Raw genomic sequence first — 22,348 nt, 5'->3', positions numbered from 1 at the left:
GCTGACCCCGAATTCAACTGACGCTCGATCCCGAGCCGTCAGTTGAATCCAGGAATCGGCAGTTGAATCAGAGGCCCACCCGGCACGGTTGTGGTGGTCGGTGTCACCGTCACCGGCGACTGCTGCACCGGCGCTTCCTCTTCCACGGTCGGCACCGTCTCGGTTTCCGCCTCCACCAATGTTGAACTCGGCGCCACCGTCGACGGCAACGGCGCCTCGGCCGCGGCCTCCGTCGTGGTGGTGGTCGTCGTGGTCGTGGTGGTCGGAGCCGTCGTGGTGGTGGTCCGCACCGAGGACGACGTGGTGGTGGTCGTGGGTGCTGTCGTGGTCGGGCTGGTGGTCGTCGGGGCGGTGGTGCTCGGCGCAGACGACGGAGTGGGCGATGGTGCCGTGGTGCTGGTGGGTGCGGGGGCATCCACCGACGACGTTGGCGCCGTCGTGTCGGCCGGCGTCGTGGTCTCCCCCGGCGTCGTGGTCTCGGTCGGCGCCGTCGTCTCACCCGAGGTGGTCTCGGACGGCGGCGTCGTCTCCGACGACGTTTCCGACGGCGGGGTGACCTCCACCGCGGGAAGCGGCAACGTCAGCGACGGGTCACCCGGCGCCGGCGGCGGCAAGGTGGCCGCCGGGTCACGGGTTTCGACCTTGACGTTGAGTTCATGCCATTCGTTGACCAGTTCCTGCTTGCGAGTGGTGTCCTCGACACCGGCGACCGCCGTGGTGACGGTCTCCAGCTTCTGTTGGGCCTGTGCCCAGTCGCCCTGGTCGATCAGGCGCTGCACCTCGGCCATCTCGGTCTGCGCCGCCAACGCCACCCGGTCGTCACGCACGGACTGCGGTTCACCGAACAGGGCGGTCCGCATGCCGTAGAGCGAGTCACCCGGACCCGAGCCGGCCACCACCGCACCGAACCCACCGATACACATCACCGCCGCGGCCACCGAGCCCACCACCGCGAGATGGCGGCGGGTGCCCTTGGGGGCGGTCGGGCGGGCAGACACTCCGCGCTGCAACGCCATCATGGCGTCGTGCTCGCTGATCAGATTCGTCGCCGGCGGCCGGCGCACCCCGTCGCGCCAGCCCTCGAGCAGCGAAAGCAGTTCGGCTTCACCGGCATCCGACGGCCGAACCCGGTACTGACCGGCCAGCGCATCGAGCAGTTGATCACTGTGGGCGATGGCGTCCAGCGATTCTGGATCGCCGGCACCCCGCCTTCCGAAATCAGGCATAGTCGTATCCCGTCGCCGTGATCTCGGACTTCAATCGCGCCAGGGCGCGGTGCTGCGCCACGCGCACCGCGCCTGCGGTGCTGCCCACGGCCTCAGCAACCTCTTCGGCGGACATCCCGACCACCACACGAAGAATCAAGATCTCGCGTTGCTTCTCCGGGAGGACCTTCAGCAGGGCTTCCATCCGCGCGGCCGAATCGGCGTTCATCGCCAGCTGTTCAGGACCGGCGTCGACGCTGAATCGCTCGGGCACGACATCGGTGGGGTCAGCCTTGTTCCGGCCGGCCGCACGGTGTGCGTCAGCTACCTTGTGCGCTGCAATGCCATACACGAAGGCCAGGAAGGGTCGTCCCTGATCCTGGTATCGCGGCAGCGCCTGCATGGCGGCCAAGCACACCTCCTGAGCCACGTCATCAGCTGAGAGACCGCTGCGTTCCGCGGTCCCGATGCGTGCCCGCACATAGCGGACGACGATCGGACGGATGGTCTCCAGCACTTCCCGGAGCGCATTCCGATCACCGGCCACCGCGTCAGCAACGACGGCGTCGAGACGTTCTCCTGGAATTGTCATCGACGGCGATATCTCCAACGTTACGAACCGGAGGTCTCCCGGCTGATTGGCTCTGCTAAACAATAGCGACCGGCACCCCGCACCGGCGTCCGGCGGGCGCCAGCACCCCGGCGCGTCGCCCTGATCGACACTCGCCGGTGATCACCGCTCGAAGAGCCCTCCGCGATATTCGATGAGGGCCGCAGCATCCTCCCGAATGCTCCTGACCTGCGATTGCGGGTGAGTGCCGCTCCCGATACCGGCCAGCAGGCTCGCCACCGCCCACCGCAGGGGCAGCAGGCCCCACCGCTCTGTCTCGGCCAGCGCCGCATCGGCGACCGTGCGCGCCTCGTCCAGCTGCGCATCGGTACACAGTGCGGCAGCCAACACGATGTGGCTCTTGGTGCGATGCCGCGGCGAGACCCCGCCGCGGGCGGCCCGCTCGACCCCGGCCCGCGCGTAACGGACCGCCTCGGCTCCGTCGCCGCGCGCCATCGCCAATTCGGCTCTGACCCACGCCAGCCGGACGGCCTGGCGCGGCGGACCCGACGAGAGCTCGCCAGCGGCATCCAACAACGTCTCGGCAATTCCGAAGCGGCCCATCCCGAGCGCATCGGCCGCCAGCCCCACCACCGCGTCGGCACGGGCCTGGACGTCCTGACCGGCCCACCGCAATGCCAGGCCGTCCCAGTGCCGCGCCCGCGCGTGCCAGCCCAGCTGCCGCCACAACGACGCCGTGGTGCTGCAGGCAAGCGAGGACAAGGCCGACTCGGGCCGGGCCGTCCGGCGAAGTCGAGCCAGGTCGGCGTGCGCGACGGCGTATCGCCCTTGGCCGCCGGCGGCGACGGCCCGCCACCACAGCTCGGTCGGCGTCGTCGCCGAGGGAAGTGGCCAGCACTGCCCGGATTCACCGAACGCAGCCGCCTCCAGGGCCGCCGCAACCGCTGGGCGTCCGAATTGCGAGGTCACCGGCGGCACGCTATCAATCTTCGAGAAGGCTCGGCCAAAGCGGCGTGAAAATCGTTTCAACGGCCCTTTGGTTAACAATTTGTCGTCGGCACGTTAACGGCAGATCAACTGCCTGCCGGGCGCTAGGAAATCCACCGGTGACGCCAATGAATCCGAACTGCGGATTTTGCCCGAGAATGGCCTCTGACCTTGCGCTCTTACCACGGTTTCGGTCGCTTAACACGCTCAAGGATGAACGCGGTGTAAATTCTTGAGCCCCCGCTATGTCATTGAGCACATGCTTAGGCTATTGACGGAGTTTCCTAAGCGCCCCTACTTTGTCCTCACGAGTAGTCATCGGCGACAGCACTCGGATCGGTTCCACAACTCACGCGTTATCAAATATGCGCGGAGAGAGGGGTTTTCCAAATGCCACAGCCGCAGCAGCTACCTGGCCCCAACGCCGACATCTGGGATTGGCAGATGCAGGGACTTTGCCGGGGCGTCGATTCTTCGATGTTTTTCCACCCCGACGGCGAGCGCGGCCGGGCCAGGGCACAGCGTGAAATGCGTGCCAAGGAAATGTGCCGACGCTGCCCCGTCATCGCTCAGTGCCGTTCACACGCTCTGGCAGTGGGAGAGCCCTACGGCATTTGGGGTGGCCTGTCCGAGTCCGAGCGTGAACTGTTGCTGAAACGCGGTATTCGTCGCACCGCGTGAGCGCAACCACCACCTGATCGGGCGCCCGGCTTCCCGCGAAGCCGGGCGCTTCTGTGTGGCAGCGGTTACCGGCCCGCCACGCCGATTTCGGCGGAAACGTGCCGAAGCGGGTCGAATGCATCAAAACGTCCCTGGCCCACCACCGCGACGCCGCGCTGCGGTAGCCGGAAGTTGCCGAGCCGGGCCTGGACCGGCAGTGCCGCCGTGGGACCGAGATCCTCACCGAACAGCTGCGCACGGGAGCTGGTGACAGTCCAGATCAGCTTCGGGGCGATCCGGTAGTGCTGACCGTTGGGCAGTGTCCCGGCCAGGCGAAGTTCACCGGTGCGCAGCAACGGCCCCGCCACGCGGCCGATGACGCCCAGCGCGCGCGGGTCCGTCCACACCCGCTCCGGCAGCCGCTCCCCCACCCAGCTGAGCGCGGTGGACGCCGGCGTGTGCCCCAGCTGCACCGTCCAGTGCAGTATCTCCGGGACCTCGATGACGACGGTGTGGTCGTCGGTCCAGGTGGCGTCGATCAGGCACTGGTGGGCCTCGTTGGTGGCCGAACTGAAGTACCGCGCGCAGCTGGTCTGGGCGGGGGTGGTGGCGTAGAACGTCCACACGCCGGTGGGGTCGCGATGCCAGACCGTGCGGTAGCCGGGCGTGGCACCCGGGAGGAACGACGCCGCCGGGAAATCGCGGAATGCCAGGTAGTGGCCGTTGGCGAACGGCAGGCCCATGACTCCGAAGCCGGTGACACTCTCGCCGGCCCCGGTGGGCAGTGTGGGGGCGTGCGCCACCGCTTGGGCGGCACTGCGTGGGGTTCGTGTTGTGGTCATGTACCGATGGTGGCGGCGACGCCGTGGCCGCACATGGGGCGTTGGCCCCTATCTTTCGCTGCCGGGTTCCCCTGCTGACTCGCCCTCGCCCTCCGCCGCGGGGGCAACGGCCACGGCGGTGGGTCGGTTCTTCTGCCTGCCGCCGAGCCACCGGGTCAGCCCGATGCAGAGCACCGCCACAAAGGCGAGCACCGCCAGCCACGGCAACATCAGACCGAACAGGAGTACCGCACTTCCGGTGACGGAAACCAGTGCATCCCAACCTCTTTCGACCTGACCGAAGAAGCCCCGGTACTGCTGCGGAACCGGCCCACCGATCTGTTCGGCGACGAAGGTGACATCGACGGTGCTCAACTCGATTCGGTCGCCGAGTGCCTCGCGCTGGGCCCGCAGACTGTCCAGCTCGGCCTGCCGCTGCGACAACGCGTCCTCGGCCGTGATCAGAGCGTCGGGATCGTCGGCGTCACGCATGATCGCCAGTAGCCGGTCCACCGACGTCTGCAGCGCCCGGATCCGCGCATCGAGGTCGACGCGTTGCGCAGTCACGTCCTCTGAGGTGGTCTGGGCGAGTTCGACGGTGCCCAGATTCTTGAGTTCGCGCACCACAGCGTCGAGCTCGGAGGCAGGCACCCGCAACACCACCGATGTCTGCGCCCGCCCGGTCCCCGACCCGGAATCCTCGGTGCGCCCGTCGACGCGCCCGCCGGCGTCTTCGACGATCACCGCGGCCTGGTCGGCGGCCGCAGACGGATCGGCGACCGTCATCCGCACCGACGCGGTGGTCACGACATCCCGTTTGTCGGTGGCCGCCTCGGGGGCGGGCGCTTCGGCCGGAACGGGCCCGGCCATCCCGTCACCCATGCCGCCGCCCGCGGGGTGGGGAGAGTCCGGATTGCTCGCACATGCCGTCAGCAGCAGCGCGATCAGGCACAGCAGCAGAACCTTCACCCGTGTCATACCCCGGAATTTAGTCGGTCGAGCGGACCGGTGAGAGTGAGTTGCGCGGCGACGCCCACCCCCAGTGGTCGCCGGGACTCAGCCGCGGGCAGCCAGCTGACGCAGCACCGAATCGGTTGCACTCCAGTCCATGCACTTGTCGGTCACCGACTGCCCGTAGGTCAACGGACGCGCTTCGGGTGCCTGCGCCCCGGCCACCAGGAAGCTTTCCAGCATCACTCCGCTGACCGGCAACCCGTCGCGCACCAGTTGCGCCACCTCCGCGGCGACTCGAGCCTGGCGCAGATGATCCTTGCCGGAATTGGCGTGGCTGCAATCGATCACGACCCGGCCCGGCAGCCCGGCCGCTGTCAGCGTTCCCGCCGCCGCGCGCACCGACGCCGCATCGTAATTCGGACCGTCCGTGCCGCCACGCAGGATCACATGGCAGTCCTCGTTACCGGTTGTGCTCACCAACGCACCACGACCCAGATCGTCCATGCCGAAGAAAACATGCGGGGCCGCAGCCGCTTTCACGCCGTCGACAGCCACCTGCACATTGCCGTCGGTGCCGTTCTTGAACCCGACCGGCATCGACAGACCCGACGCCAATTGACGATGCACCTGCGACTCGGTGGTGCGCGCGCCGATGGCGCCCCAGGCCACCGCGTCGGCGATGTACTGCGGGCTGGTGGGCTCCAGGAACTCGCACCCCACGGGCAGACCGATGTCGATGACGTCGAGCAGCAGTTGACGGGCGGTGCGCAGGCCGCGGGCCACATCGAAGGTCCCGTCCATCCCCGGGTCGTTGATCAGACCCTTCCACCCGATGGTGGTGCGGGGCTTCTCGAAGTACACCCGCATCACCACTTTGAGCCGGTCGCTGAGCTCGTCGGCGACCTTGATCAGCCGGCTGGCGTAGTCCAGCGCCGCGGCCGGGTCATGCACCGAGCACGGCCCCACCACGACGAGCAGCCGATCGTCACGGCCGGCGAGGATGTCGGCGACCTCATCGCGGTCACGGGCCACGCGCTCGGCACGACGAGCGCCCAACGGGAACTCGGTCAACACGTCATGCGGGCTGGGGATCTCGCTGAAACTCTGGATCCGACGGTCGGAGGTGACCTTCGGGGCGGCGATCTGCGCCAGATTCACGGTGGTGCCTTCCTGGTACGGGCACCGAGGTGGAAGTCCGGCGCCCTTGAATGACAAAAGGCAGCGACCTGGTGGTCACTGCCTGGGCTCCGGGTGGATGCGTGCTTAACGCTGCGCTTTATCGGCTCCGCCCGGAGCCTTGATAAAGCGCCAATAGCTGGCACGCACACCGATGTTCACGGCGTCCAGGGTATACCGACCGCTACGCCCCGCAAAACCGGGCCGGGTGCACGCACCCTAGGACTACTGCACCCTGCCTGAGAAGTGCAGAACGACAGTACGTTTTGAACCATGACCACATCTCGATGGACAACCAGAGCGGCGGTCGCCTTGCTGAGTGCGGCCGCCGCTGTCAGCGGATGCGCCAGCGCGCAGGCCGAGCCTTTCGACACCGCCGAACACCGCAACCTGACAATCGTGCAGGACGCCTTCACCCGCGGAGTGGGGGCACCGGACACCTTCTACGCGATCCTGGCCGATGACGTGCACTGGACCGTTGCGCGGGCCGACGCACCCTCGACGTACACCAGTCGCCAGCAGTTCCTCGACAGTGGCGCCAAACCCGTCGTGGACCGGCTGACCGGCCAGATCCAGGCGCAGGTGCACGAGTTGATCGCCGCCGACGACCAGGTGGTGGCCCGGTGGCGCGGGACCGCCACGGCACTCGACGGCAAGCCCTACGTCAACGAGTACAACTGGGTCATGACCATGCAGAACGACCGGGTGACCGAGGTGGTCGCGTACCTGGACATGGAGTCCCTCGACGAGTTGCTGACGCGCGTATCACCGCCGGCGTAGCGGCCGACCGTCAACAGTTCCGCACCCGCGCTACCCGTCGAGAGGATTGGCTTTGATCCGGCCGGCGGCGTCACTGGCGATCGACACCGCAGCCGCCCCGTCCGGTTTGCGGCGAGCCTGATCTTCGAAGCACGCCAGGAACTCGCTACCGAAATCGCCCCTGGGATAGCGCGCCAGAATCTGCTGCCGCGTGTGATCCGGGAACTCCTCGGGCCGCCGTCCGACCACATCCCAACTGGTGGCGACCTGCAAGAGGTGCGATTCGGGGTCATCGTCGGACGCGACGTCGTCGCGCATGTGCAACACGATGATCTCCTTGGCTCGGGCTGCCCGACCGGTCGGCCAACCGGCCGCCACCGCGAACACCCATGCCAGGTCACCGCCGGCCTCCTCGAACGGCAACCGGTGACTGTCGAACGGGTCGGTGAGGCCGATGTCGTGTAGCAGCGCCGAGACGTAGTAGAGCTCGTCGTCGAAGGCGATGCCGTGGGCGTTGCCGTACGTCGCTCCCCACAGATACGAGCGGACGCAGTGATTCAGCAGTGCCGGTGAGTAGTACCGGGTGGCAACGTCGAGTGCCGCGCTCGCCGCCGGGGTGGTCGGAAACATGGTCAGCTGTGCTTTCAGCGGGGGAAAACGGCGTCGGCGCAAGCGGATTCGCATGACTTCTGGTGCGCCGGTTTCATGGGCGTGGGCGAGGCGGCCATCGGGACTCCTCTCGTCATGAACGGGTCCTGGCATATTTCACACCTCGGTGTGGTGGATGCGGGTGGAAATCAACAAGCCCGATCGACCGAATTCGACACGGAAGGTACCCCCGGGCCACACGGCCCGGGGGTACCAGTTTGCGGAGGCGCGTCGCACGCCATCAGCGAGTGCGTCAGTGCGGCCCATGGCCCCCAGGAAGATCCCAGAACTGATTGACATTGTTGAAGCAGGTCCACTGCTGCAGCGCAGCACCTTGTTTGGGACGATTGGCCAGCGACGGCCCGGGGTTCCACGCGTCGAGACATTTGCCACTGTGGCGCGCCCGGATGATGGTTCTGACGTTGTCGCAGAACGTCATCGGCTGGCACGTCACGTACGGGTCGGTGACCAGCTCCGTGAACCACAGCTGGCTCGGGCCTCCATGGCAGTCGAAGGTTTGAACGCGTGCTCCGTCAGCGCCGCTGGCGTTGTTGACATCGAGGCATTTGCCGCCGTGCCGAACCTTCAACTGGAAGTCCGATCTGGGATTGTTCGGGTCGACCGGGACGATGTCGAATTGCTGATTGGCCCCACCCCAATACGGCCACAGCAGCGTGAAAGTGTTCTCTGTCGAGCCATTCGGCGCCGGCACATCCACCACCATTCCCGTGTAGTGGTTGACGATCCTGAATGGATCAGGTGGGTGAGCGGCGGCAAGTGGCGGGCACAGGCTGAACCCCATCATGAGTGCAGCCAGCGATATCAGCCGGACAATGTGTTTGGACATAGCGGATCCTCCCCGTTCCGTGAACAACCCAACTGCGGACTGTGACCGGGTGATTCGGTCGCCCTTGATCGTCATGGACATGGGGTGGTTTGAGATGCGTAGTGGGCTACCTGCGGCGATTGCGAGCTTTTCAAGAGCGTCAGCCGGCGGTGCGGTCACGCCGCCGGGTCGAGGGCGAAGACCTGCACCGGAGCCGACTTACCCTTCAGGGCAAACGATCCCCGCTCGGTGAGCCCCGATGGCGGGGCAGCCAGTGCCTTGACGCAGTCACCGGTGAGGAGTATGCGGTCACCGGTGGCTTTCGTGAGTTGCTCGACGCGGGCCGCCACATTGACGGCGTCCCCGATCAACGTGAATTCGAGCTTTCCGCCACCACCGATGGTGCCCGCGATCACCACGCCGGTGTTGATGCCGATACCGATTCGCAGCGTGCCGGCGAACCGCTCTGCAACCAGGCGCTGGATCACGGTAGCGGCCGATACAGCCGCATCAGCATGACCCGCAAGCTCATTGGGCGCGCCGAACACCGCCAGGGCACCGTCGCCGAGGAATTTGTTCACGTGCCCACCGGCCTGGACGACCGCGGGCACCACCACCTCGAACAGGGTGTTCAACCGGGCCACCGTGTCCTCGGCCGTGTTGGCCTCAGCCCACGGCGTGAAGTCGCGGATGTCGACGAACATCACCGTCAACTCTCGACGCTCACCGCTGAAGACATCGTCACCCTGCTCGAGCAACCGCACCGCCAAGCCCGGGTCGACATAGGTGCCGAATGCTGCCTGAAGTCGCCGCCGCTCCGCCAAACCCGCCTGCATACGGTTGAAGGACCCCGCCAGCGCGCCGAGATCGTCGTCCTGGACCACCGGCAGGCGTCGGCTGTAGTCACCGGCGGCCACCCGCTCGGTTCCTCTGGCGAGATCGCGGATGGGTTGCAGCAGAGGCGAATACGTGGCCCAGAGCGAGGGCCCGCTGACGAGCACCAGTGCACCGCCGAGGGCGAGCGCCAGCAGAGGACCGTGCCTGGCTACGTCGAACACGGCTCCCAGCAAGGCACCCAGAATGGTGAACGCGAACCCCACCACGAGCATGGCCGCCATGGTCCACGTGGCGAACGTCGGGCGAGTGCGCGGCAGGGAATCGCCGATCTCCGTACCCGCGGTGATGGCAACCCTGGCGGGCCGCAACGCCCCTTCGACGTAACTGTGCAAAGTGACCAGCTGGCCGGCGGTTCCGGCGATGGCGCCCATGATCGCGTACTGCATCAGCGTCGACCCGCCGGCTCCGGCGATCATCCCGACACCGGCGAAGAGGGCCGCGGCCCAGAAAACCGTGGCGATCACCGCCGTCACGAGGACCTTCCTGCCATAGCTGTAGGTGGCGTGCAGTGCGGTTTGTCGGTCGATGTCCTTGCCGGCGGCCCACTGCGCGAGCAGGCGAGCCTCCTGTGCGCGGGGGTGTACCAGCACGTACAGGTGCACCAGCGCGGCCACCACGGTCACCGCGGCCGCCTCGAGATAACGATCAGAGCCCTCGAAAGCGACGATGCACAACGTCCAAGCCAGATAGGGCGGCAGCACCAGCGGGAGCGTGAGCGCCCAGCATGCCCAGGGATATCTCGTCGCGTACCGATCCCACGCCCACTGCCACATGCGATCCATGCCAATTACGAAACACCCGCTCCGATCACGCCGGGGGTGTTTCCGCGCACTACTGCCCCACCGAGATCTCGCACCCGGGCCGAGTGTGTACTTGTGGCACGAGTTCCGGCCTCAGCGCGTACACAACCCCACGCTCGACGCTGCATGAACGAAAACACCCCCGGCCCAAGCGGACCGGGGGTGTTTCGTCAGAGCTACGAACTAGTGCGCGTGGCCGTGGTGCCCGTGCCCGTGGGCGTCGGCCGGCTCCTCAGCCGGCTTCTCGACAACCGCGGTCTCGGTGGTCAGCACCATGCGGGCCACCGACGCGGCGTTGAGCACCGCGGAGCGGGTGACCTTGACCGGATCGATCACGCCGTCGGCGACCAGGTCACCGTAGGTCAGCGTGGCCGCGTTGAAGCCGTGGTTGTTCGGCAGCTCTTCGACCTTGCTGACCACGACGGCGCCGTCGAGACCGGAGTTGGCGGCGATCCAGAACAGCGGCGCCGACAGCGCGCTGCTGAACACCTCGACGCCCAGGGCCTCGTCGCCGGAAAGCGACGAACGCAGCCCGTCGAGCGCCTTGCGCGCCTGCACCAGCGCGGATCCACCGCCGGCGACGATGCCCTCCTCGACCGCGGCCTTGGCCGCTGCCACCGCGTCCTCGACGCGGTGCTTGCGCTCCTTGAGCGCGGTCTCGGTGGCGGCGCCGACCTTGATGACGGCCACGCCGCCGGCCAGCTTGGCCAGTCGTTCCTCGAGCTTTTCCCGATCCCAGTCGGAATCGGTGGTCTCGATCTCGGAACGCAGCTGGGCGACACGACCGGCGAGGGCGTCCTTGGTGCCGCCGCCGTCGACGATCACGGTGTCGTCCTTGCTGACCACGACACGACGGGCGCTGCCCAGCACGTCGAGGCCCGCTTCACGCAGCAGCAACCCGACGTCGGGATTGACCACCTGGCCACCGGTGACGATGGCGAGGTCCTCCAGGAACGCCTTGCGGCGGTCACCGAAGAACGGCGCCTTGACGGCCACAGCCTTGAGCGTCTTGCGAATGGCGTTGACCACCAGGGTGGACAGCGCCTCGCCTTCGACGTCCTCGGCGACGATCAGCAGCGGCTTGCCGGCTTCGGCGACCTTCTCCAGCAGCGGCAGCAGGTCGGGCAGCGAGCTGATCTTGTCGCGGTGCAGCAACACCAGCGCGTCTTCGAGGACGGCTTCCTGGGAGTCGAAGTCGGTGACGAAGTACGCCGACAGGAATCCCTTGTCGAAGCCGACGCCCTCGGTGACTTCGAGTTCGGTGTTCAGGGTCGAGGACTCCTCGACGCTGACCACCCCGTCGCTGCCGACCTTGGTCATGGCCTCGCCGACCAGCTCGCCCACCTCTTCGTCACGGGACGACACGGTGGCGACCTGCCCGATGGAGACCTTGTCCGAGACCGGGGTGGCCGCGGCCAGCAGGGCCTCGGACACCGCGTCGGCGGCCTTGCCGATACCCGAGCCCAGGGCGATCGGGTTGGCGCCGGCGGCGACGTTGCGCAGTCCGGCCTTGATGATGGCCTGCGCCAGCACGGTGGCGGTGGTGGTGCCGTCACCGGCGACGTCGTTGGTCTTGGTGGCCACCGACTTGACCAGCTGGGCACCGAGGTTCTCGAACGGGTCCTCGAGGTCGATCTCACGGGCGATGGTCACACCGTCGTTGGTGACGGTGGGGCCGCCGAAGGCCTTGGCGAGAACGACGTGGCGGCCGCGGGGGCCCAGGGTGACCTTGACGGCATCGGCGAGCTTGTCGACGCCGACCTCCATGGCACGGCGCGCAGTTTCGTTGAATTCGATCTGCTTACTCATATTGGTTCTTCCCTATTACGAGTTCCGCCCCGGACATCACCCGCACGAAGGTGCGGGGATCTCCGGGGCAGGACACGGATCGCTTACTTGGAGACGACGGCCAGCACGTCGCGAGCCGACAGGATCAGGTACTCCTCGCCGTTGTACTTGATCTCGGTGCCGCCGTACTTGCTGTAGATGACGACGTCGCCCTCAGACACGTCCAGGGGAATCCGCTTCTCGCCGTCCTCATCCCAGCGGCCGGGGCCAACTGCGACGACGGTGCCTTCCTGCGGCTTCTCCTTGGCGGTGTCGGGGATGACCAGACCGGAAGCGGTGGTGGTCTCGGCCTCGTTGGCCTGAACGAGGATCTTGTCCTCGAGTGGCTTGATGTTCACGCTCGCCACGATGGAGCCCCTTCACTCAGTGGTGTGCGGCCCGGGCGGTGCCCGAACCGGGTTTGCAGTACTCAGGTGTTCGGCATCCGGTCACACCCTCGCGCCGTCGTCGCGGGAGCCGACACAGGGGGTGTCCGCCTGCCATCTAGCACTCTATACATGCGAGTGCTAGCGCTCAAGGTTCGGGGTTGCCGAGAGTCACAGGCCGATCAGCAGATGCGCCGACACATCGCCGACCATCTCGACATCTACCTGCCGTTCGGTGAAATACCACGCCACCTCGTCCCGGGCGAAAGTGTCGGCGTAGCGCCCCACCACGATGGGTTGCAGCGCCACCGTCTCGGTCTGCTGGACGACGCAGAAGGTGGATCGTGCGGTCGCGGTGTCACCGTCGATGTCGACGATCGGATTGAGCACCAGATGCCGCGTCCGCGGGGTGTTCCCGGCATCGGGATAGCGCCGGGTGGTCTTCGCGAACAGCGCGGCGATGGCCTCGGCACCGGCCACCCCGGCGAATGTTGCGCGGCCCAGCAGAAGTCCCACACGAAAGAAATCGCCGGCGTCGATCAGCTCGGCGTAGCGGTACAGCAGTTCGTGGATCTCCAGTTTGTGGGTGTTCATGCCACCTGCCCCTGCACCACCGGTAGCCCCGGGTCGCTGGCCACGTCCAGCGCAGACGGTGCCGCCCCAGCGGCCATCAGATGCGCCGCGAAGGAGGCGATCATGGCGCCGTTGTCGGTGCACAACCGCGGCCGCGGCACCCGCAACGTCAAACCCGCCGCCGCGCAGCGCTGTTCAGCGAGTTCCCGCAGCCGGGAATTGGCGGCCACGCCGCCGGCGATCAGCAGAGTCGACACCCCCAGGTCGGTCGCGGCGCGCACGGCCTTCTTGGTCAGCACATCGGCGACGGCCTCCTGGAAACCCGCCGCCACGTCCGCGGTGTCGAAATCCGGGTGGCTCTCCACATAGCGGGCCACGGCGGTTTTGAGCCCGGAGAAGCTGAACGCATACGGCGCATCCCGTGGGCCGGTCATGCCGCGCGGGAAGACGATGGCCTCGCGGTTGCCGGTGCGGGCCAGGTCGTCGAGCACCTTGCCGCCGGGGTAGCCCAGCCCCAGCAGCCGGGCCACCTTGTCGTAGGCCTCCCCCGCGGCGTCGTCGACGGTGGTGCCGAGTTCGACGATCGGCTCGCCGAGCGAGCGCACATGCAGCAGGTGGGTGTGCCCACCGGAGACCAACAGGCCCACGCTCTCGGGCAGCGGCCCGTGATCGAAGACGTCGGCGGCCAGATGCCCGCCCAGGTGGTTGACCCCGTAGAACGGCACCCCCCAGGCGGCGGCATAGGCCTTGGCGGCGGCCACCCCGACCAACAGCGCACCGGCCAGCCCGGGGCCGATGGTGGCGGCGACGACGTCGGGGCGCTTGATCCCGGCGTCGGCCAGCGCACGGCGCATGGTCGGTCCGAGGGCTTCCAGGTGTGCGCGGGACGCGATCTCCGGAACGACGCCGCCGAAGCGGGCGTGTTCGTCCACGCTGGAGGCCACCTGATCGGCCAGCAGGGTGACAGTGCCGTCCTCGTCGAGGCGGGCGACGCCGACACCTGTTTCGTCACATGAGCTTTCGATTGCAAGGATTATCCTCATGCTGGCTCTCCGATCGGTTCACGGCGCATGGTGTAAGCGTCGGCGCCGCTGCCCTGGTAGTAGCGCTTGCGCAGTCCGATGGTGGCGAACCCGGCCGACTCGTACATGGTGATGGCGCCTGTGTTGTCGGTGCGGACCTCGAGGAACACCGCCGCGGCGTCGGCGTCGGCGCGCTCAAGCAGCGCGTCCAGCAACCGGCGCCCGATGCCGTGCCTCTGGTAGGCAGGGTCCACCCCGATGGTGTGGATCTCGTATTCGAACGGCGGCTGATTGCCCAGGCGGGCGATCCCGGCGTACCCGACGAGCGTGCCGCCGGCGCGGGCCGCGAAGTAGTGGGTGTGCTGGGCGGCGATTTCGTGCGCGAACGCCGCCGCCGGCCAGGGGTCATCGCCGGGGAACAGCTGCTCTTCCAACTCGGCGCACCGCGACGCGTCGGCCCGGGTCAACGGGTCGAGCAGCACCGGAACCGTCGTCACGTCCCGGCCTGCCGTTCCGCGAGCGTCTTCGCGTCCGGACGGCGCAGGTACAGCGGCACCAAGGGTCCCGGATCGGCATTCCAATCCGCCACGGCAGCAGCGAGTTCCACCGGTGACGGGTATTCGGGTCCGACCACCGGGAGATCGAACAACGCCGCGTGTGACGGTGATCCGGCCACCACCGCCACACCGTCGGCCGGCACGTCGGCGGGCGGGTTGACCGCCGGCCCGTCGGTGCGCACACCGTCGCGGTAACGCGCCCAGTAGACCTCGCGGCGACGCGCATCGGTGACCACCAACGCCTCCCCGTCCACAGCCCCGCCGATCCCGTCGAGGCTGCACACCCCGAACACCGGGATGTCGAGGGCGTGCCCGTAGGCCGCGGCGGTGGCCATCCCCACTCGCAGGCCGGTGAACGGGCCCGGTCCGGTTCCCACCACCACCGCGTTCAGCTCAGCCATGGTGCGGCCGCTATCGGCCAGAGCGGCAAGCACATTGGGGGTCAGGGTCTCGGCGTGCGCGCGGGCGTCGACGGTGACACGGACCGCCAGCGTGGTGATCACGTCATCGACGGCGACGACGGCGGCGGTGACAGCCGGGGTGGCGGTGTCGATGACCAGGACGGTGCGCGTCACGAGGTACTCCACTGCCAGACCGCGGTGCGAGTGTCGGAGTCGGCCAGCCGTTCGAGTCGCACATCGAGATGATGGTCCGACAGCCGTTCGGCCAAGCCTTCCCCCCATTCCACCACCACCACGGCGTCGTCGAGATCGGTGTCGAGATCCAGTGAGTCCAGTTCGGCCAGCAGGTCGGCGGCAGCGTGATCGAGCAGCCGGTACACATCGACGTGCACCAGCGCGGGCGCACCCACCCGTCGCGCCCGGTGCAACCTGGCCAACACGAACGTCGGTGAGGTGATGGGCCCGTCGACGTCGAGAGCCTCGGCGATTCCCTTGGTGAGCAACGTCTTTCCCGCCCCCAGCGGCCCGGAGAGCACCACCACGTCGCCGGCGCGAAGCCGCGCACCGAGCCGCCGGCCCAGTGCCACGGTGTCGTCCGGGCTGGCCAGCTCCGCAGTTCCCGACTCCCGCTCAGCCACGGATGCGCGCCCGTTCCTTGAGCCGCCGGGTGAGCGCCACCAGCTTGTTGGGGGTGGCCCGGTCGACGAGTCGCACCAGGGCATCGTCGATCGGGTCGGGCTGCTCGAGCTGCACCAGATGTCCGGCACCGCCGACGATCAGCAGTTCGGCCTTGGGCAGCTCAGCGGCCAGTTCCTCGGAATGTTCCGGGGTGGTCAGGACGTCTTTGGACCCGCAGGCCACCAGCGTCGGGATCTTGGCGAGCACCGGCAGCGCCGCGGTTTCGTCATGCACCCCCAGGGCGTGCAGGAATCCGACCATGGTGGCCACCGGGGTGTCGTGGATCATCTCCTCGGAGTACTTGGCGACGGTGGGGCTCACACGGTCATCACCGAAAGACGCCGCCTGCAGCACCGGGGCCAGCACCCAGCGCACCGCACCGCGTCCGCGGTGCACCATCCCGGGTGCATAACGCGCGGCGAAGCGAGCGGCCTCCAGCGCCGGGTTCTGCAGGATCTCCCCCAGCGGAGAACGCGAAAGACCAGATCCGGCAGAGGAAATGACGGCCGCGCCCACGATGTGGCCACCGTACCGGCGGGGGAATTGGCGGGCGTGCGACAGCACGGTCATCCCGCCCATCGAATGCCCTATCAGCACCACCGACCCCTTTGGCGCCATGGTGGTCAGGATCAGCTCGAGGTCCTGACCCAACTGCTCGACGGTGTAGGTGCTGGGGTCTGCCGCCCCGGACCGGCCGTGCCCACGCTGGTCGTAGAACACCATCCGCACCTGATCGCCCCACATCAGGCTCAGCTCGCGACGCTGGAAATGAAATGCGCCCATGTTCATACAGAAACCGTGGGCGAACACCACGGTCACCGGGGCGTCGACCGGCCCGACCTCACGCACCACCAGGTCCACGCCGTCCGGGGTGGTCACCACACCACCGCGATCGGCTTCCAGCAGTGCGAAATCCTCGGCGGTGTAGGGATCTTCGGGTACCTCACGCCGGGTCATCGAACGCGCCACCGAGGCGCCGGCCACCGCGCCGACGGCACCGAGGCCGGTCGCACCCGCCAGCCATCGCCCCCAGCGGGGCTTGTGGTGCGCGGTCATCGGCCGCCTCCGCGGTAACTGCGCACCACCCGGGCGCGGGGGCTGGTCGCGACCTCGTAGTTGATGGTGCCCAACAGGTCGGCCCAGTCCTGGGCGGTCTGCTCACCGGAGGTGCCGGGGCCGAACAGGATCGCCTCGTCGCCCACGGTGACGTCGGCGGCACCCACGTCCACGACGAACTGATCCATGCACACCCGCCCGATGCTCGGGCAACGGACACCGTTGATCAGCACCTCGATCCGGCCGCCCAGGGCGCGGAAGATGCCGTCGGCGTAACCGAGGGGGATCAGGCCCACGGTGGTGTCCCGATCGGCCACCCAGGTGTGCCCGTACGACACGCCGTCCCCGGCGGCGAGCGACTTCACCAGTGTCACAGGAGCTTTCAACGTCATCGCCGGGACAAGCCCGAAATCGCCACGCTGCGGGATGGGGCTCAGGCCGTAGACCGCGACACCGGGCCGCACCATGTCGAAGGCGAGATCGGGCCGGGTCAGCGTGGCGGGCGAATTGGACAGATGCGCCACCTCGAACGGCAATCCCTGTGCGCGGGCGTACCCGCACATCTCGGTGAAGCGTTGCCGCTGTTGATCGTTGACCGGGCTGTCGGGGTCGTCACCACAGGCGAGGTGACTCATGATCCCCCGCACCCGCACCGCATCCTCGGCGACAGCGGCCCGCAGTGCGGTCACGAGTTCGGGATAGTGCGCGGCAGGCACGCCGTTGCGGTTGAGCCCGGTGTCGACCTTGACGGTCAGCGTCGCAGTGGTGCCGGTGCGCCGCACCGCGTCCAGCACCCCGTTCAGCTGCTCCAGCGAGGACACCGCCAGCTGCACGTCGGCGGCCACCGCCGGGGCGTAATCGGTGCCCGGCGGGTGCAGCCAGGCCAGCACCGGGGCCGTGACGCCGTCGCGGCGCAGCGCCAGCGCCTCCCCGATGGTGGCGACTCCGAGTTCGGCGGCACCGGCCGCCAGCGCGGCCCGGCCCACCTGGGTGGCGCCGTGCCCGTAACCGTCGGCTTTGACCACGGCCATCACCGCAGCTGAACCGGCGTGCTCGGCGAGCACGCGGACATTGTGCGCGATCGCGTCGAGATCGACCTGCGCCATCGGGGTCGCCAGAGGCGTCTGGGTTGTATTCACCGCCGTCGATTGTCCCAGAAAGCCGTCGACGCCTGTCCAGCGACGTCAGTGCGCGAAGTGCGCCACATCGTCGAAGGTGCCCTGCGGCTGGATCTTGTCCATCTTGTCGAGCACCTCGATCAGGTCGTCCTTGAGCGCGCGGGCCAGGTCGGTGGAGAAGCCCTCCCGGACGACGATGCGCAGCACCGCCACGTCCTCGGCGCCCTCCGGCATGGTGTAGGCAGGCACCTGCCAGCCGTAGGACCGCAGCCCCGCGGAAACGTCGAACTCGGTGTACCCGTGCTCGCCGGTCAACCGGAACGCCACCACCGGGATGGCCGAGCCGTCGGAGATCACCTCGAAGTGATCGCTGCGGTGCAGTTCGTCGGCCAGCCAGCGCGCGGTCGAGGACAGACAGCTCATCACCTGGCCGTAGCCGGCGCGGCCCAAGCGCAGGAAGTTGTAGTACTGGCCCACCACCTGGTTACCGGGGCGGGAGAAGTTCAGCGTGAACGTCGGCATGTCACCGCCCAGGTAATTGACCCGGAACACCAGGTCCTCGGGCAGGTGATCGGCGTTGCGCCACACCACGAACCCGATGCCCGGGTAGGTCAGTCCGTACTTGTGGCCGCTGACGTTGATCGAGGCCACCCGCGGCAGCCGGAAGTCCCACTCGAGCTCCGGGTGCAGGAACGGGACGACGAATCCGCCGCTGGCGGCGTCGACGTGCACGGGGATGTCGAGGCCCTTGTCGGCGGCCAGCCGATCGAGTGCCGCGCAGATCTCGGCGATCGGTTCGAGCTCACCGGTATAGGTGGTGCCCAGGATGGCGACGACGCCGATGGTGTCCTCGTCGACGTGCTCGAGCACCTGCTCGGGGGTGATGACGTAACGCCCCTCCTCCATCGGCAGGTACCGCGGTTCCACCTCGAAGTAGCGGCAGAACTTCTCCCACACCACCTGGACGTTGGCGCCCATCACCAGGTTCGGGGTCCTCTTCTTCCAGCCGTCACCCACGCGCTCCTTCCACCGCCATTTCAGGGCCAGCCCGCCGAGCATGACGGCCTCGCTGGAACCGACGGTGGAGACGCCGACGGCGCTGGAGGGGTCGTCGTCGCGCAGATTCTCGGCGTGGAAGAGGTCGGCGACCATGCACACGCAGCGCTGCTCGATGGCGGCGGTGGCGGGGTACTCGTCCTTGTCGATCATGTTCTTGTCGAACGTCTCGGCCATCAGCTTCTCGGCCTCGGGATCCATCCACGTGGTCACGAAGGTCGCCAGGTTGAGCCGGGAGCTGCCGTCGAGCATCAGCTCGTCATGGATGAAGCGGTAGGCCGCGGTGGGTTCCATCGCCTCGTCGGGCAGCCGTAGCGACGGGATCGGCGCGGTGAACATTCGCCCGGTGTAGGCCGGGGTGATCGATGACGACGCCCGATTGATGTGCGGCATGGTGTCCTTCCGAGTCAGAGGCTGGCGATCGAGGTACGTAGATGAGCGAGGATGCGCGAGGCCGACGTCGGCGCCCCGCGTGGGCCCGGATCGAGTGCCGACAGCCCGGCCGCGCGGGCGTGCACGAACGCCGCCGCGGCGGCCGCCTCCACCGGAGGAAGACCCGAGGCGAGCAGCGCGCCGATCACTCCGGACAGCACATCACCGGAACCGGCGGTGGCCGCCCAGGACTGCCCCGCCGGATTCAGGTAGACCGGGCCGCCCGCGTCGGCGATGACCGTGACGTTGCCCTTGAGCAGGACGGTCACCCCCAGGGTGTCCGCCAAGCGCCGGGCGGCGCCGATGCGGTCCTCACCCGGTTCGCGTCCGGCCAGCCGCTTGAACTCCCCGGCGTGCGGGGTGAGCACCGTGGGCGCGGTGCGGTTCTCCAGCAGTTCGGGATGCGCGGACAAGATGGTCAGCGCGTCAGCGTCGGCGATCACCGGCAGGTCGGTGTCGAGCGCGAAGGTCAGTGCCCGCGCGCCGTCCTCGTCGGTTCCCAGGCCGGGCCCGACCACCCATGACTGCACCCGCCCGGAAGAGGCCAGGTCTTTGGTGGCGATGACTTCCGGCCAGTGCGAGACCACTTCGGCGGCCGCCGTGCCCGCGTAGCGCACCATGCCGGAGGTGGCCGCCACCGCCGCGCCGGTGCACAGGATCGCCGCGCCGGGATAGGTGGCCGAGCCCGCCAGGATGCCGGTGACCCCCTGGGTGTACTTGTCGTCGGTGCGACCCGGGATGGGCCAGCGGTCGCGGACGTCGGCCGCCTCGAATCCGAGGACGTCGGTATCGGGCAGGTCCAATCCGATGTCGATGAGTTCGACGCGGCCGCAGTCGGCCAGCGCGTGTGCGGGTTTGAGTCCGCCGAATGTGACGGTGAGCGCGGCACGTACAGCGGGCCCCGGGGTGGCGCCGGTGTGGACGTCGACTCCGCTGGGGATGTCGACGGCGACGACGGGTGCGTCGGTGGACTCGAACACCGCGGCGGCGTTGGCACGCAGCGGGCCGGATCCGGAGATGCCGACCACCCCGTCGATCACCAGATCCGCAGTGGGAGAGAGCTTTTCGACGATACGTCCACCGGCCGCGCGGAACGCGCGCAGACCGGCGGCGTGGGCCCGCCCGGGGTCGAGCAGCACCGCCTCGGCGGCCACCCCGCGCCGGCGCAGCAACGTCGCCGCCCACAGTGCGTCGCCGCCGTTGTCACCGGAGCCGACGACAGCCGACACCATCCTGCCGGCCACTGCGCCGGTCCGGATCCTCAGTTCGCCGGCGATCGCGGTGGCCAAGCCGTGGGCTGCCCGCCGCATCAGTGCACCGTCGGGAAGGCCGGCCAGCAGCGGCGCTTCGGCCGCACGGATCACCTCCGCGGAGTAGTAGTGCCGCATCAGCCCTCTGGTCGTTGTGATGTTCCTGGCGTGATTCCGCTCAGGTTACGTGCTCGACGCTGTTAACGTCCCGAGCATGGGCGCGTGTGGTCCTGCCGATCGGCTTCTCGAGGAGTTGGTGACGCTCGAGCAGCGCGGGTGGCAGTCACTGTGCGACGGCACCGGCGGCGACTTCTGCCGCGAGGTCCTGGCCGAGGACGCGCTGATGGAGTTGAGCAACGGCGTCATCATGGACCGCACCGCCGTCACCGCCACGCTGGCGAGGACTCCGCGGTGGTCCGGCTACGCGATCGTGGGCGCGCACCTGGTTTCGGTGGGCGCCCGATGTGCGGCGCTGGAGTACATCAGCACCGGGTATCCGCGCGAGAACTGCCGCGCGCTGGTGGGCACGGTCTGTTCGATGTATCGGCGCGGCGAGCACGGGTGGAAGCTCGTGTTGTGCCGGCACACCCGTCAGAGGTGAGACGCCTCCACCGCGCCCCAGAACCGGTGTGCCCGCTCGGCGATCTCCACCGGATACTCGCCGTTGATGGCGTGCGATGCCTGCGGCCAGATCTCGATCTCGCCGTGTCTCAAGACTTTTCGTGCGTGCGCGGCGGCACGCTCGGCACGTAACACCACGCTGCGACCGGCCAGCAGCGCCAGCACCGGGATCTCGACGCTGCGCAGCTGCGCGTCGGTGAAGCGCGTCGGCGCCGGTAGCCGCAGCACGAAGTCGCTGGTTCCCGCCGAGATCAAGCCGGCCGCCTCGGCTGCCGCGCCGATGTCCGAGCCGCCGGCGATCCAGCTCAACAGCCGCCGGCGCACCCACTGCGGCACCCCCGGCACCACCATCGGGATCGAGGCCGCCAGCATCGGCAGCGGGATGCGGTCGAAGGTCATCGCCGGATCCAGCAGGGTCAGCGACGCCGTGCGCCCCGGGCACCGCACGGCGTGGTTCACCGCCGCCCAGCCACCGATGGAGATGCCGCAGAGGTGCACGCGGTCCAGGCCCAGGCCGGTGAGAGTGTCGTCGAGCCAGCGCGCCTGATCGGCGGCGTCGGCGATCGGCGCGGTCTGCACCGACAGACCGGGCTCACCGAGCAGGTCGAGGCAGTAGACGTCGCGGTGCTGCAGCAGCGGAGGCAGATTGGTGGCGTACACCGGGGTGGGGCCGTTGCGCCCGGGCAGCAGCAGAACCGGCGCACCGTCACCCCGGCCGGCGAAACGGTACACCCGCACCACGCCGAAACTGGTCGGCACGTCGCGGATCTCGGCCACCGGCGGCAGCGCGGCGAAGCACGACCGGTAACAGGTCAGGAAGTCGGCGAACGCCTCGGCGCTGCGGAAGTGCCCGATCCTGTCGTCGGCAGCGATCCGCACATCGGGAACGGCGAGGTCAAACGGAGCGTCGATGGGCCCAGTGTAAATCGACGCCGGCTCATCCTTCCGGACGGCGACTCACCTCCCCGGCCTCGTCCCTCACCCGCCTCGGCGCCCGCCGCCACATCCTCCCGGACGGCGACTCACCTCCCCAGCCTCGTCCCTCACCCGCCTCGGCGCCCGCCGCC

Annotated in this window: 24 protein-coding genes; 3 read left to right on the top strand and 21 right to left on the bottom strand. The window is 68.3% G+C overall.

Going from position 1 to position 22,348, the window contains the following annotated elements:
* Positions 1-38: 38 nt before the first annotated feature.
* From NL241_RS08885 to NL241_RS08875, 3 genes are all read right to left on the bottom strand, one after another.
* Positions 39-1,226, bottom strand: coding sequence for an anti-sigma-D factor RsdA (locus tag NL241_RS08885; protein WP_487691008.1), 1,188 nt, complete (start codon positions 1,224-1,226; stop codon positions 39-41).
* Positions 1,219-1,797 carry a sigma-70 family RNA polymerase sigma factor gene (locus NL241_RS08880; RefSeq protein ID WP_487691006.1) on the bottom strand — a complete coding sequence of 193 codons (579 nt, stop codon included), beginning with the start codon at positions 1,795-1,797 and terminating at the stop codon, positions 1,219-1,221. The genes NL241_RS08885 and NL241_RS08880 overlap by 8 nt, the downstream gene beginning before the upstream one ends.
* Positions 1,798-1,938: 141 nt before the next feature.
* Positions 1,939-2,745 (bottom strand): tetratricopeptide repeat protein, encoded by an 807-nt coding sequence (locus NL241_RS08875; RefSeq protein WP_494397323.1) that lies wholly within the window; start codon positions 2,743-2,745, stop codon positions 1,939-1,941.
* 408 nt (positions 2,746-3,153) lie between these two features.
* Here NL241_RS08875 and NL241_RS08870 point away from each other — a divergent pair, with 408 nt between their 5' ends.
* Complete coding sequence (locus tag NL241_RS08870) at positions 3,154-3,444, top strand: WhiB family transcriptional regulator (protein ID WP_099023226.1); 291 nt, start codon at positions 3,154-3,156, stop codon at positions 3,442-3,444.
* A gap of 65 nt (positions 3,445-3,509) precedes the next feature.
* Here NL241_RS08870 and NL241_RS08865 read toward each other — a convergent pair whose 3' ends face one another.
* The 3 genes from NL241_RS08865 to NL241_RS08855 form a co-directional block, all read right to left on the bottom strand.
* Positions 3,510-4,265: a hypothetical protein gene (locus NL241_RS08865; protein ID WP_494397322.1), complete on the bottom strand. Its 756-nt coding sequence runs from the start codon at positions 4,263-4,265 to the stop codon at positions 3,510-3,512.
* Positions 4,266-4,313: 48 nt separating this feature from the next.
* The gene (locus NL241_RS08860; RefSeq protein WP_487691449.1) at positions 4,314-5,183 is read right to left on the bottom strand and encodes a DUF4349 domain-containing protein; all 870 of its coding nucleotides are present in this window, start codon (positions 5,181-5,183) and stop codon (positions 4,314-4,316) included.
* 117 nt (positions 5,184-5,300) lie between these two features.
* On the bottom strand, positions 5,301-6,356 hold the full coding sequence (locus tag NL241_RS08855) for a 3-deoxy-7-phosphoheptulonate synthase (protein ID WP_494397321.1): 1,056 nt from the start codon (positions 6,354-6,356) through the stop codon (positions 5,301-5,303).
* Positions 6,357-6,647: 291 nt separating this feature from the next.
* Here NL241_RS08855 and NL241_RS08850 point away from each other — a divergent pair, with 291 nt between their 5' ends.
* A complete protein-coding gene (locus NL241_RS08850; protein ID WP_494397320.1) occupies positions 6,648-7,154 on the top strand; it encodes a nuclear transport factor 2 family protein in 507 nt (168 codons plus the stop codon).
* A 30-nt stretch (positions 7,155-7,184) separates the two neighbouring features.
* On the opposite strand, the gene NL241_RS08845 is transcribed toward NL241_RS08850, so the two are convergent.
* The 14 genes from NL241_RS08845 to NL241_RS08780 form a co-directional block, all read right to left on the bottom strand.
* Positions 7,185-7,763, bottom strand: a complete 579-nt coding sequence (locus NL241_RS08845; RefSeq protein ID WP_494397319.1) for an HD domain-containing protein — start codon at positions 7,761-7,763, stop codon at positions 7,185-7,187.
* A gap of 271 nt (positions 7,764-8,034) precedes the next feature.
* The gene (locus NL241_RS08840) at positions 8,035-8,703 is read right to left on the bottom strand and encodes an RICIN domain-containing protein (protein ID WP_487690994.1); all 669 of its coding nucleotides are present in this window, start codon (positions 8,701-8,703) and stop codon (positions 8,035-8,037) included.
* An 80-nt stretch (positions 8,704-8,783) separates the two neighbouring features.
* Positions 8,784-10,286 carry an adenylate/guanylate cyclase domain-containing protein gene (locus NL241_RS08835; RefSeq protein ID WP_494397318.1) on the bottom strand — a complete coding sequence of 501 codons (1,503 nt, stop codon included), beginning with the start codon at positions 10,284-10,286 and terminating at the stop codon, positions 8,784-8,786.
* Positions 10,287-10,487: 201 nt separating this feature from the next.
* Entirely contained in the window at positions 10,488-12,113 is a 1,626-nt protein-coding gene (groL, locus tag NL241_RS08830; RefSeq protein WP_487690991.1) for a chaperonin GroEL, read from the bottom strand.
* 83 nt (positions 12,114-12,196) lie between these two features.
* The gene (gene groES / locus NL241_RS08825) at positions 12,197-12,499 is read right to left on the bottom strand and encodes a co-chaperone GroES (RefSeq protein ID WP_003929249.1); all 303 of its coding nucleotides are present in this window, start codon (positions 12,497-12,499) and stop codon (positions 12,197-12,199) included.
* Between the two features lie 189 nt (positions 12,500-12,688).
* Positions 12,689-13,111: a nuclear transport factor 2 family protein gene (locus tag NL241_RS08820; protein ID WP_494397317.1), complete on the bottom strand. Its 423-nt coding sequence runs from the start codon at positions 13,109-13,111 to the stop codon at positions 12,689-12,691.
* A complete protein-coding gene (tsaD, locus tag NL241_RS08815; protein WP_487690986.1) occupies positions 13,108-14,133 on the bottom strand; it encodes a tRNA (adenosine(37)-N6)-threonylcarbamoyltransferase complex transferase subunit TsaD in 1,026 nt (341 codons plus the stop codon). Before tsaD ends, NL241_RS08820 begins: the two co-directional genes overlap by 4 nt.
* Positions 14,130-14,609 carry a ribosomal protein S18-alanine N-acetyltransferase gene (rimI, locus tag NL241_RS08810; RefSeq protein ID WP_494397316.1) on the bottom strand — a complete coding sequence of 160 codons (480 nt, stop codon included), beginning with the start codon at positions 14,607-14,609 and terminating at the stop codon, positions 14,130-14,132. The genes tsaD and rimI overlap by 4 nt, the downstream gene beginning before the upstream one ends.
* Complete coding sequence (gene tsaB, locus NL241_RS08805; RefSeq protein ID WP_494397315.1) at positions 14,606-15,244, bottom strand: tRNA (adenosine(37)-N6)-threonylcarbamoyltransferase complex dimerization subunit type 1 TsaB; 639 nt, start codon at positions 15,242-15,244, stop codon at positions 14,606-14,608. Before tsaB ends, rimI begins: the two co-directional genes overlap by 4 nt.
* Positions 15,241-15,708 (bottom strand): tRNA (adenosine(37)-N6)-threonylcarbamoyltransferase complex ATPase subunit type 1 TsaE, encoded by a 468-nt coding sequence (gene tsaE / locus NL241_RS08800; RefSeq protein WP_487690981.1) that lies wholly within the window; start codon positions 15,706-15,708, stop codon positions 15,241-15,243. Before tsaE ends, tsaB begins: the two co-directional genes overlap by 4 nt.
* Positions 15,701-16,804 carry an alpha/beta fold hydrolase gene (locus NL241_RS08795; RefSeq protein WP_487690979.1) on the bottom strand — a complete coding sequence of 368 codons (1,104 nt, stop codon included), beginning with the start codon at positions 16,802-16,804 and terminating at the stop codon, positions 15,701-15,703. The genes tsaE and NL241_RS08795 overlap by 8 nt, the downstream gene beginning before the upstream one ends.
* Positions 16,801-17,910, bottom strand: coding sequence for an alanine racemase (alr, locus tag NL241_RS08790; protein WP_494398270.1), 1,110 nt, complete (start codon positions 17,908-17,910; stop codon positions 16,801-16,803). Before alr ends, NL241_RS08795 begins: the two co-directional genes overlap by 4 nt.
* A 78-nt stretch (positions 17,911-17,988) precedes the next feature.
* Positions 17,989-19,371, bottom strand: a complete 1,383-nt coding sequence (gene gad / locus NL241_RS08785; RefSeq protein ID WP_494397314.1) for a glutamate decarboxylase — start codon at positions 19,369-19,371, stop codon at positions 17,989-17,991.
* 14 nt (positions 19,372-19,385) lie between these two features.
* The gene (locus NL241_RS08780; protein ID WP_487690973.1) at positions 19,386-20,798 is read right to left on the bottom strand and encodes an NAD(P)H-hydrate dehydratase; all 1,413 of its coding nucleotides are present in this window, start codon (positions 20,796-20,798) and stop codon (positions 19,386-19,388) included.
* A 76-nt stretch (positions 20,799-20,874) separates the two neighbouring features.
* On the opposite strand from NL241_RS08780, the gene NL241_RS08775 reads away from it, so the two are divergent.
* Positions 20,875-21,261 carry a DUF4440 domain-containing protein gene (locus NL241_RS08775; RefSeq protein ID WP_487690971.1) on the top strand — a complete coding sequence of 129 codons (387 nt, stop codon included), beginning with the start codon at positions 20,875-20,877 and terminating at the stop codon, positions 21,259-21,261.
* Here NL241_RS08775 and NL241_RS08770 read toward each other — a convergent pair.
* Positions 21,252-22,160 (bottom strand): alpha/beta fold hydrolase, encoded by a 909-nt coding sequence (locus NL241_RS08770; protein ID WP_494397313.1) that lies wholly within the window; start codon positions 22,158-22,160, stop codon positions 21,252-21,254. The two genes, NL241_RS08775 and NL241_RS08770, sit on opposite strands and share 10 nt — an antisense overlap.
* Positions 22,161-22,348: the final 188 nt, after the last annotated feature.

This window comes from Mycolicibacterium sp. SMGY-1XX (genome assembly GCF_059132455.1).
The sequence above is the reverse complement of the archived record's forward strand: the minus strand, read 5'-3'. Positions and strand labels throughout refer to the sequence as shown.

What these genes read in the sequence shown, in the direction of transcription:
- NL241_RS08795 (WP_487690979.1), bottom strand. Translation starts at nt 16,804, where the DNA reads ATGACCGCGCACCACAAGCCCCGCTGGGGGCGATGGCTGGCGGGTGCG.
- NL241_RS08850 (WP_494397320.1), top strand. Translation starts at nt 6,648, where the DNA reads ATGACCACATCTCGATGGACAACCAGAGCGGCGGTCGCCTTGCTGAGT.
- NL241_RS08880 (WP_487691006.1), bottom strand. Translation starts at nt 1,797, where the DNA reads ATGACAATTCCAGGAGAACGTCTCGACGCCGTCGTTGCTGACGCGGTG.
- NL241_RS08845 (WP_494397319.1), bottom strand. Translation starts at nt 7,763, where the DNA reads ATGTTTCCGACCACCCCGGCGGCGAGCGCGGCACTCGACGTTGCCACC.
- alr (WP_494398270.1), bottom strand. Translation starts at nt 17,910, where the DNA reads ATGGCGCAGGTCGATCTCGACGCGATCGCGCACAATGTCCGCGTGCTC.
- NL241_RS08780 (WP_487690973.1), bottom strand. Translation starts at nt 20,798, where the DNA reads ATGCGGCACTACTACTCCGCGGAGGTGATCCGTGCGGCCGAAGCGCCG.
- NL241_RS08835 (WP_494397318.1), bottom strand. Translation starts at nt 10,286, where the DNA reads ATGGATCGCATGTGGCAGTGGGCGTGGGATCGGTACGCGACGAGATAT.
- NL241_RS08840 (WP_487690994.1), bottom strand. Translation starts at nt 8,703, where the DNA reads ATGACGATCAAGGGCGACCGAATCACCCGGTCACAGTCCGCAGTTGGG.
- NL241_RS08865 (WP_494397322.1), bottom strand. Translation starts at nt 4,265, where the DNA reads ATGACCACAACACGAACCCCACGCAGTGCCGCCCAAGCGGTGGCGCAC.
- NL241_RS08885 (WP_487691008.1), bottom strand. Translation starts at nt 1,226, where the DNA reads ATGCCTGATTTCGGAAGGCGGGGTGCCGGCGATCCAGAATCGCTGGAC.
- groL (WP_487690991.1), bottom strand. Translation starts at nt 12,113, where the DNA reads ATGAGTAAGCAGATCGAATTCAACGAAACTGCGCGCCGTGCCATGGAG.
- NL241_RS08820 (WP_494397317.1), bottom strand. Translation starts at nt 13,111, where the DNA reads ATGAACACCCACAAACTGGAGATCCACGAACTGCTGTACCGCTACGCC.
- tsaD (WP_487690986.1), bottom strand. Translation starts at nt 14,133, where the DNA reads ATGAGGATAATCCTTGCAATCGAAAGCTCATGTGACGAAACAGGTGTC.
- NL241_RS08870 (WP_099023226.1), top strand. Translation starts at nt 3,154, where the DNA reads ATGCCACAGCCGCAGCAGCTACCTGGCCCCAACGCCGACATCTGGGAT.
- gad (WP_494397314.1), bottom strand. Translation starts at nt 19,371, where the DNA reads ATGCCGCACATCAATCGGGCGTCGTCATCGATCACCCCGGCCTACACC.
- NL241_RS08775 (WP_487690971.1), top strand. Translation starts at nt 20,875, where the DNA reads ATGGGCGCGTGTGGTCCTGCCGATCGGCTTCTCGAGGAGTTGGTGACG.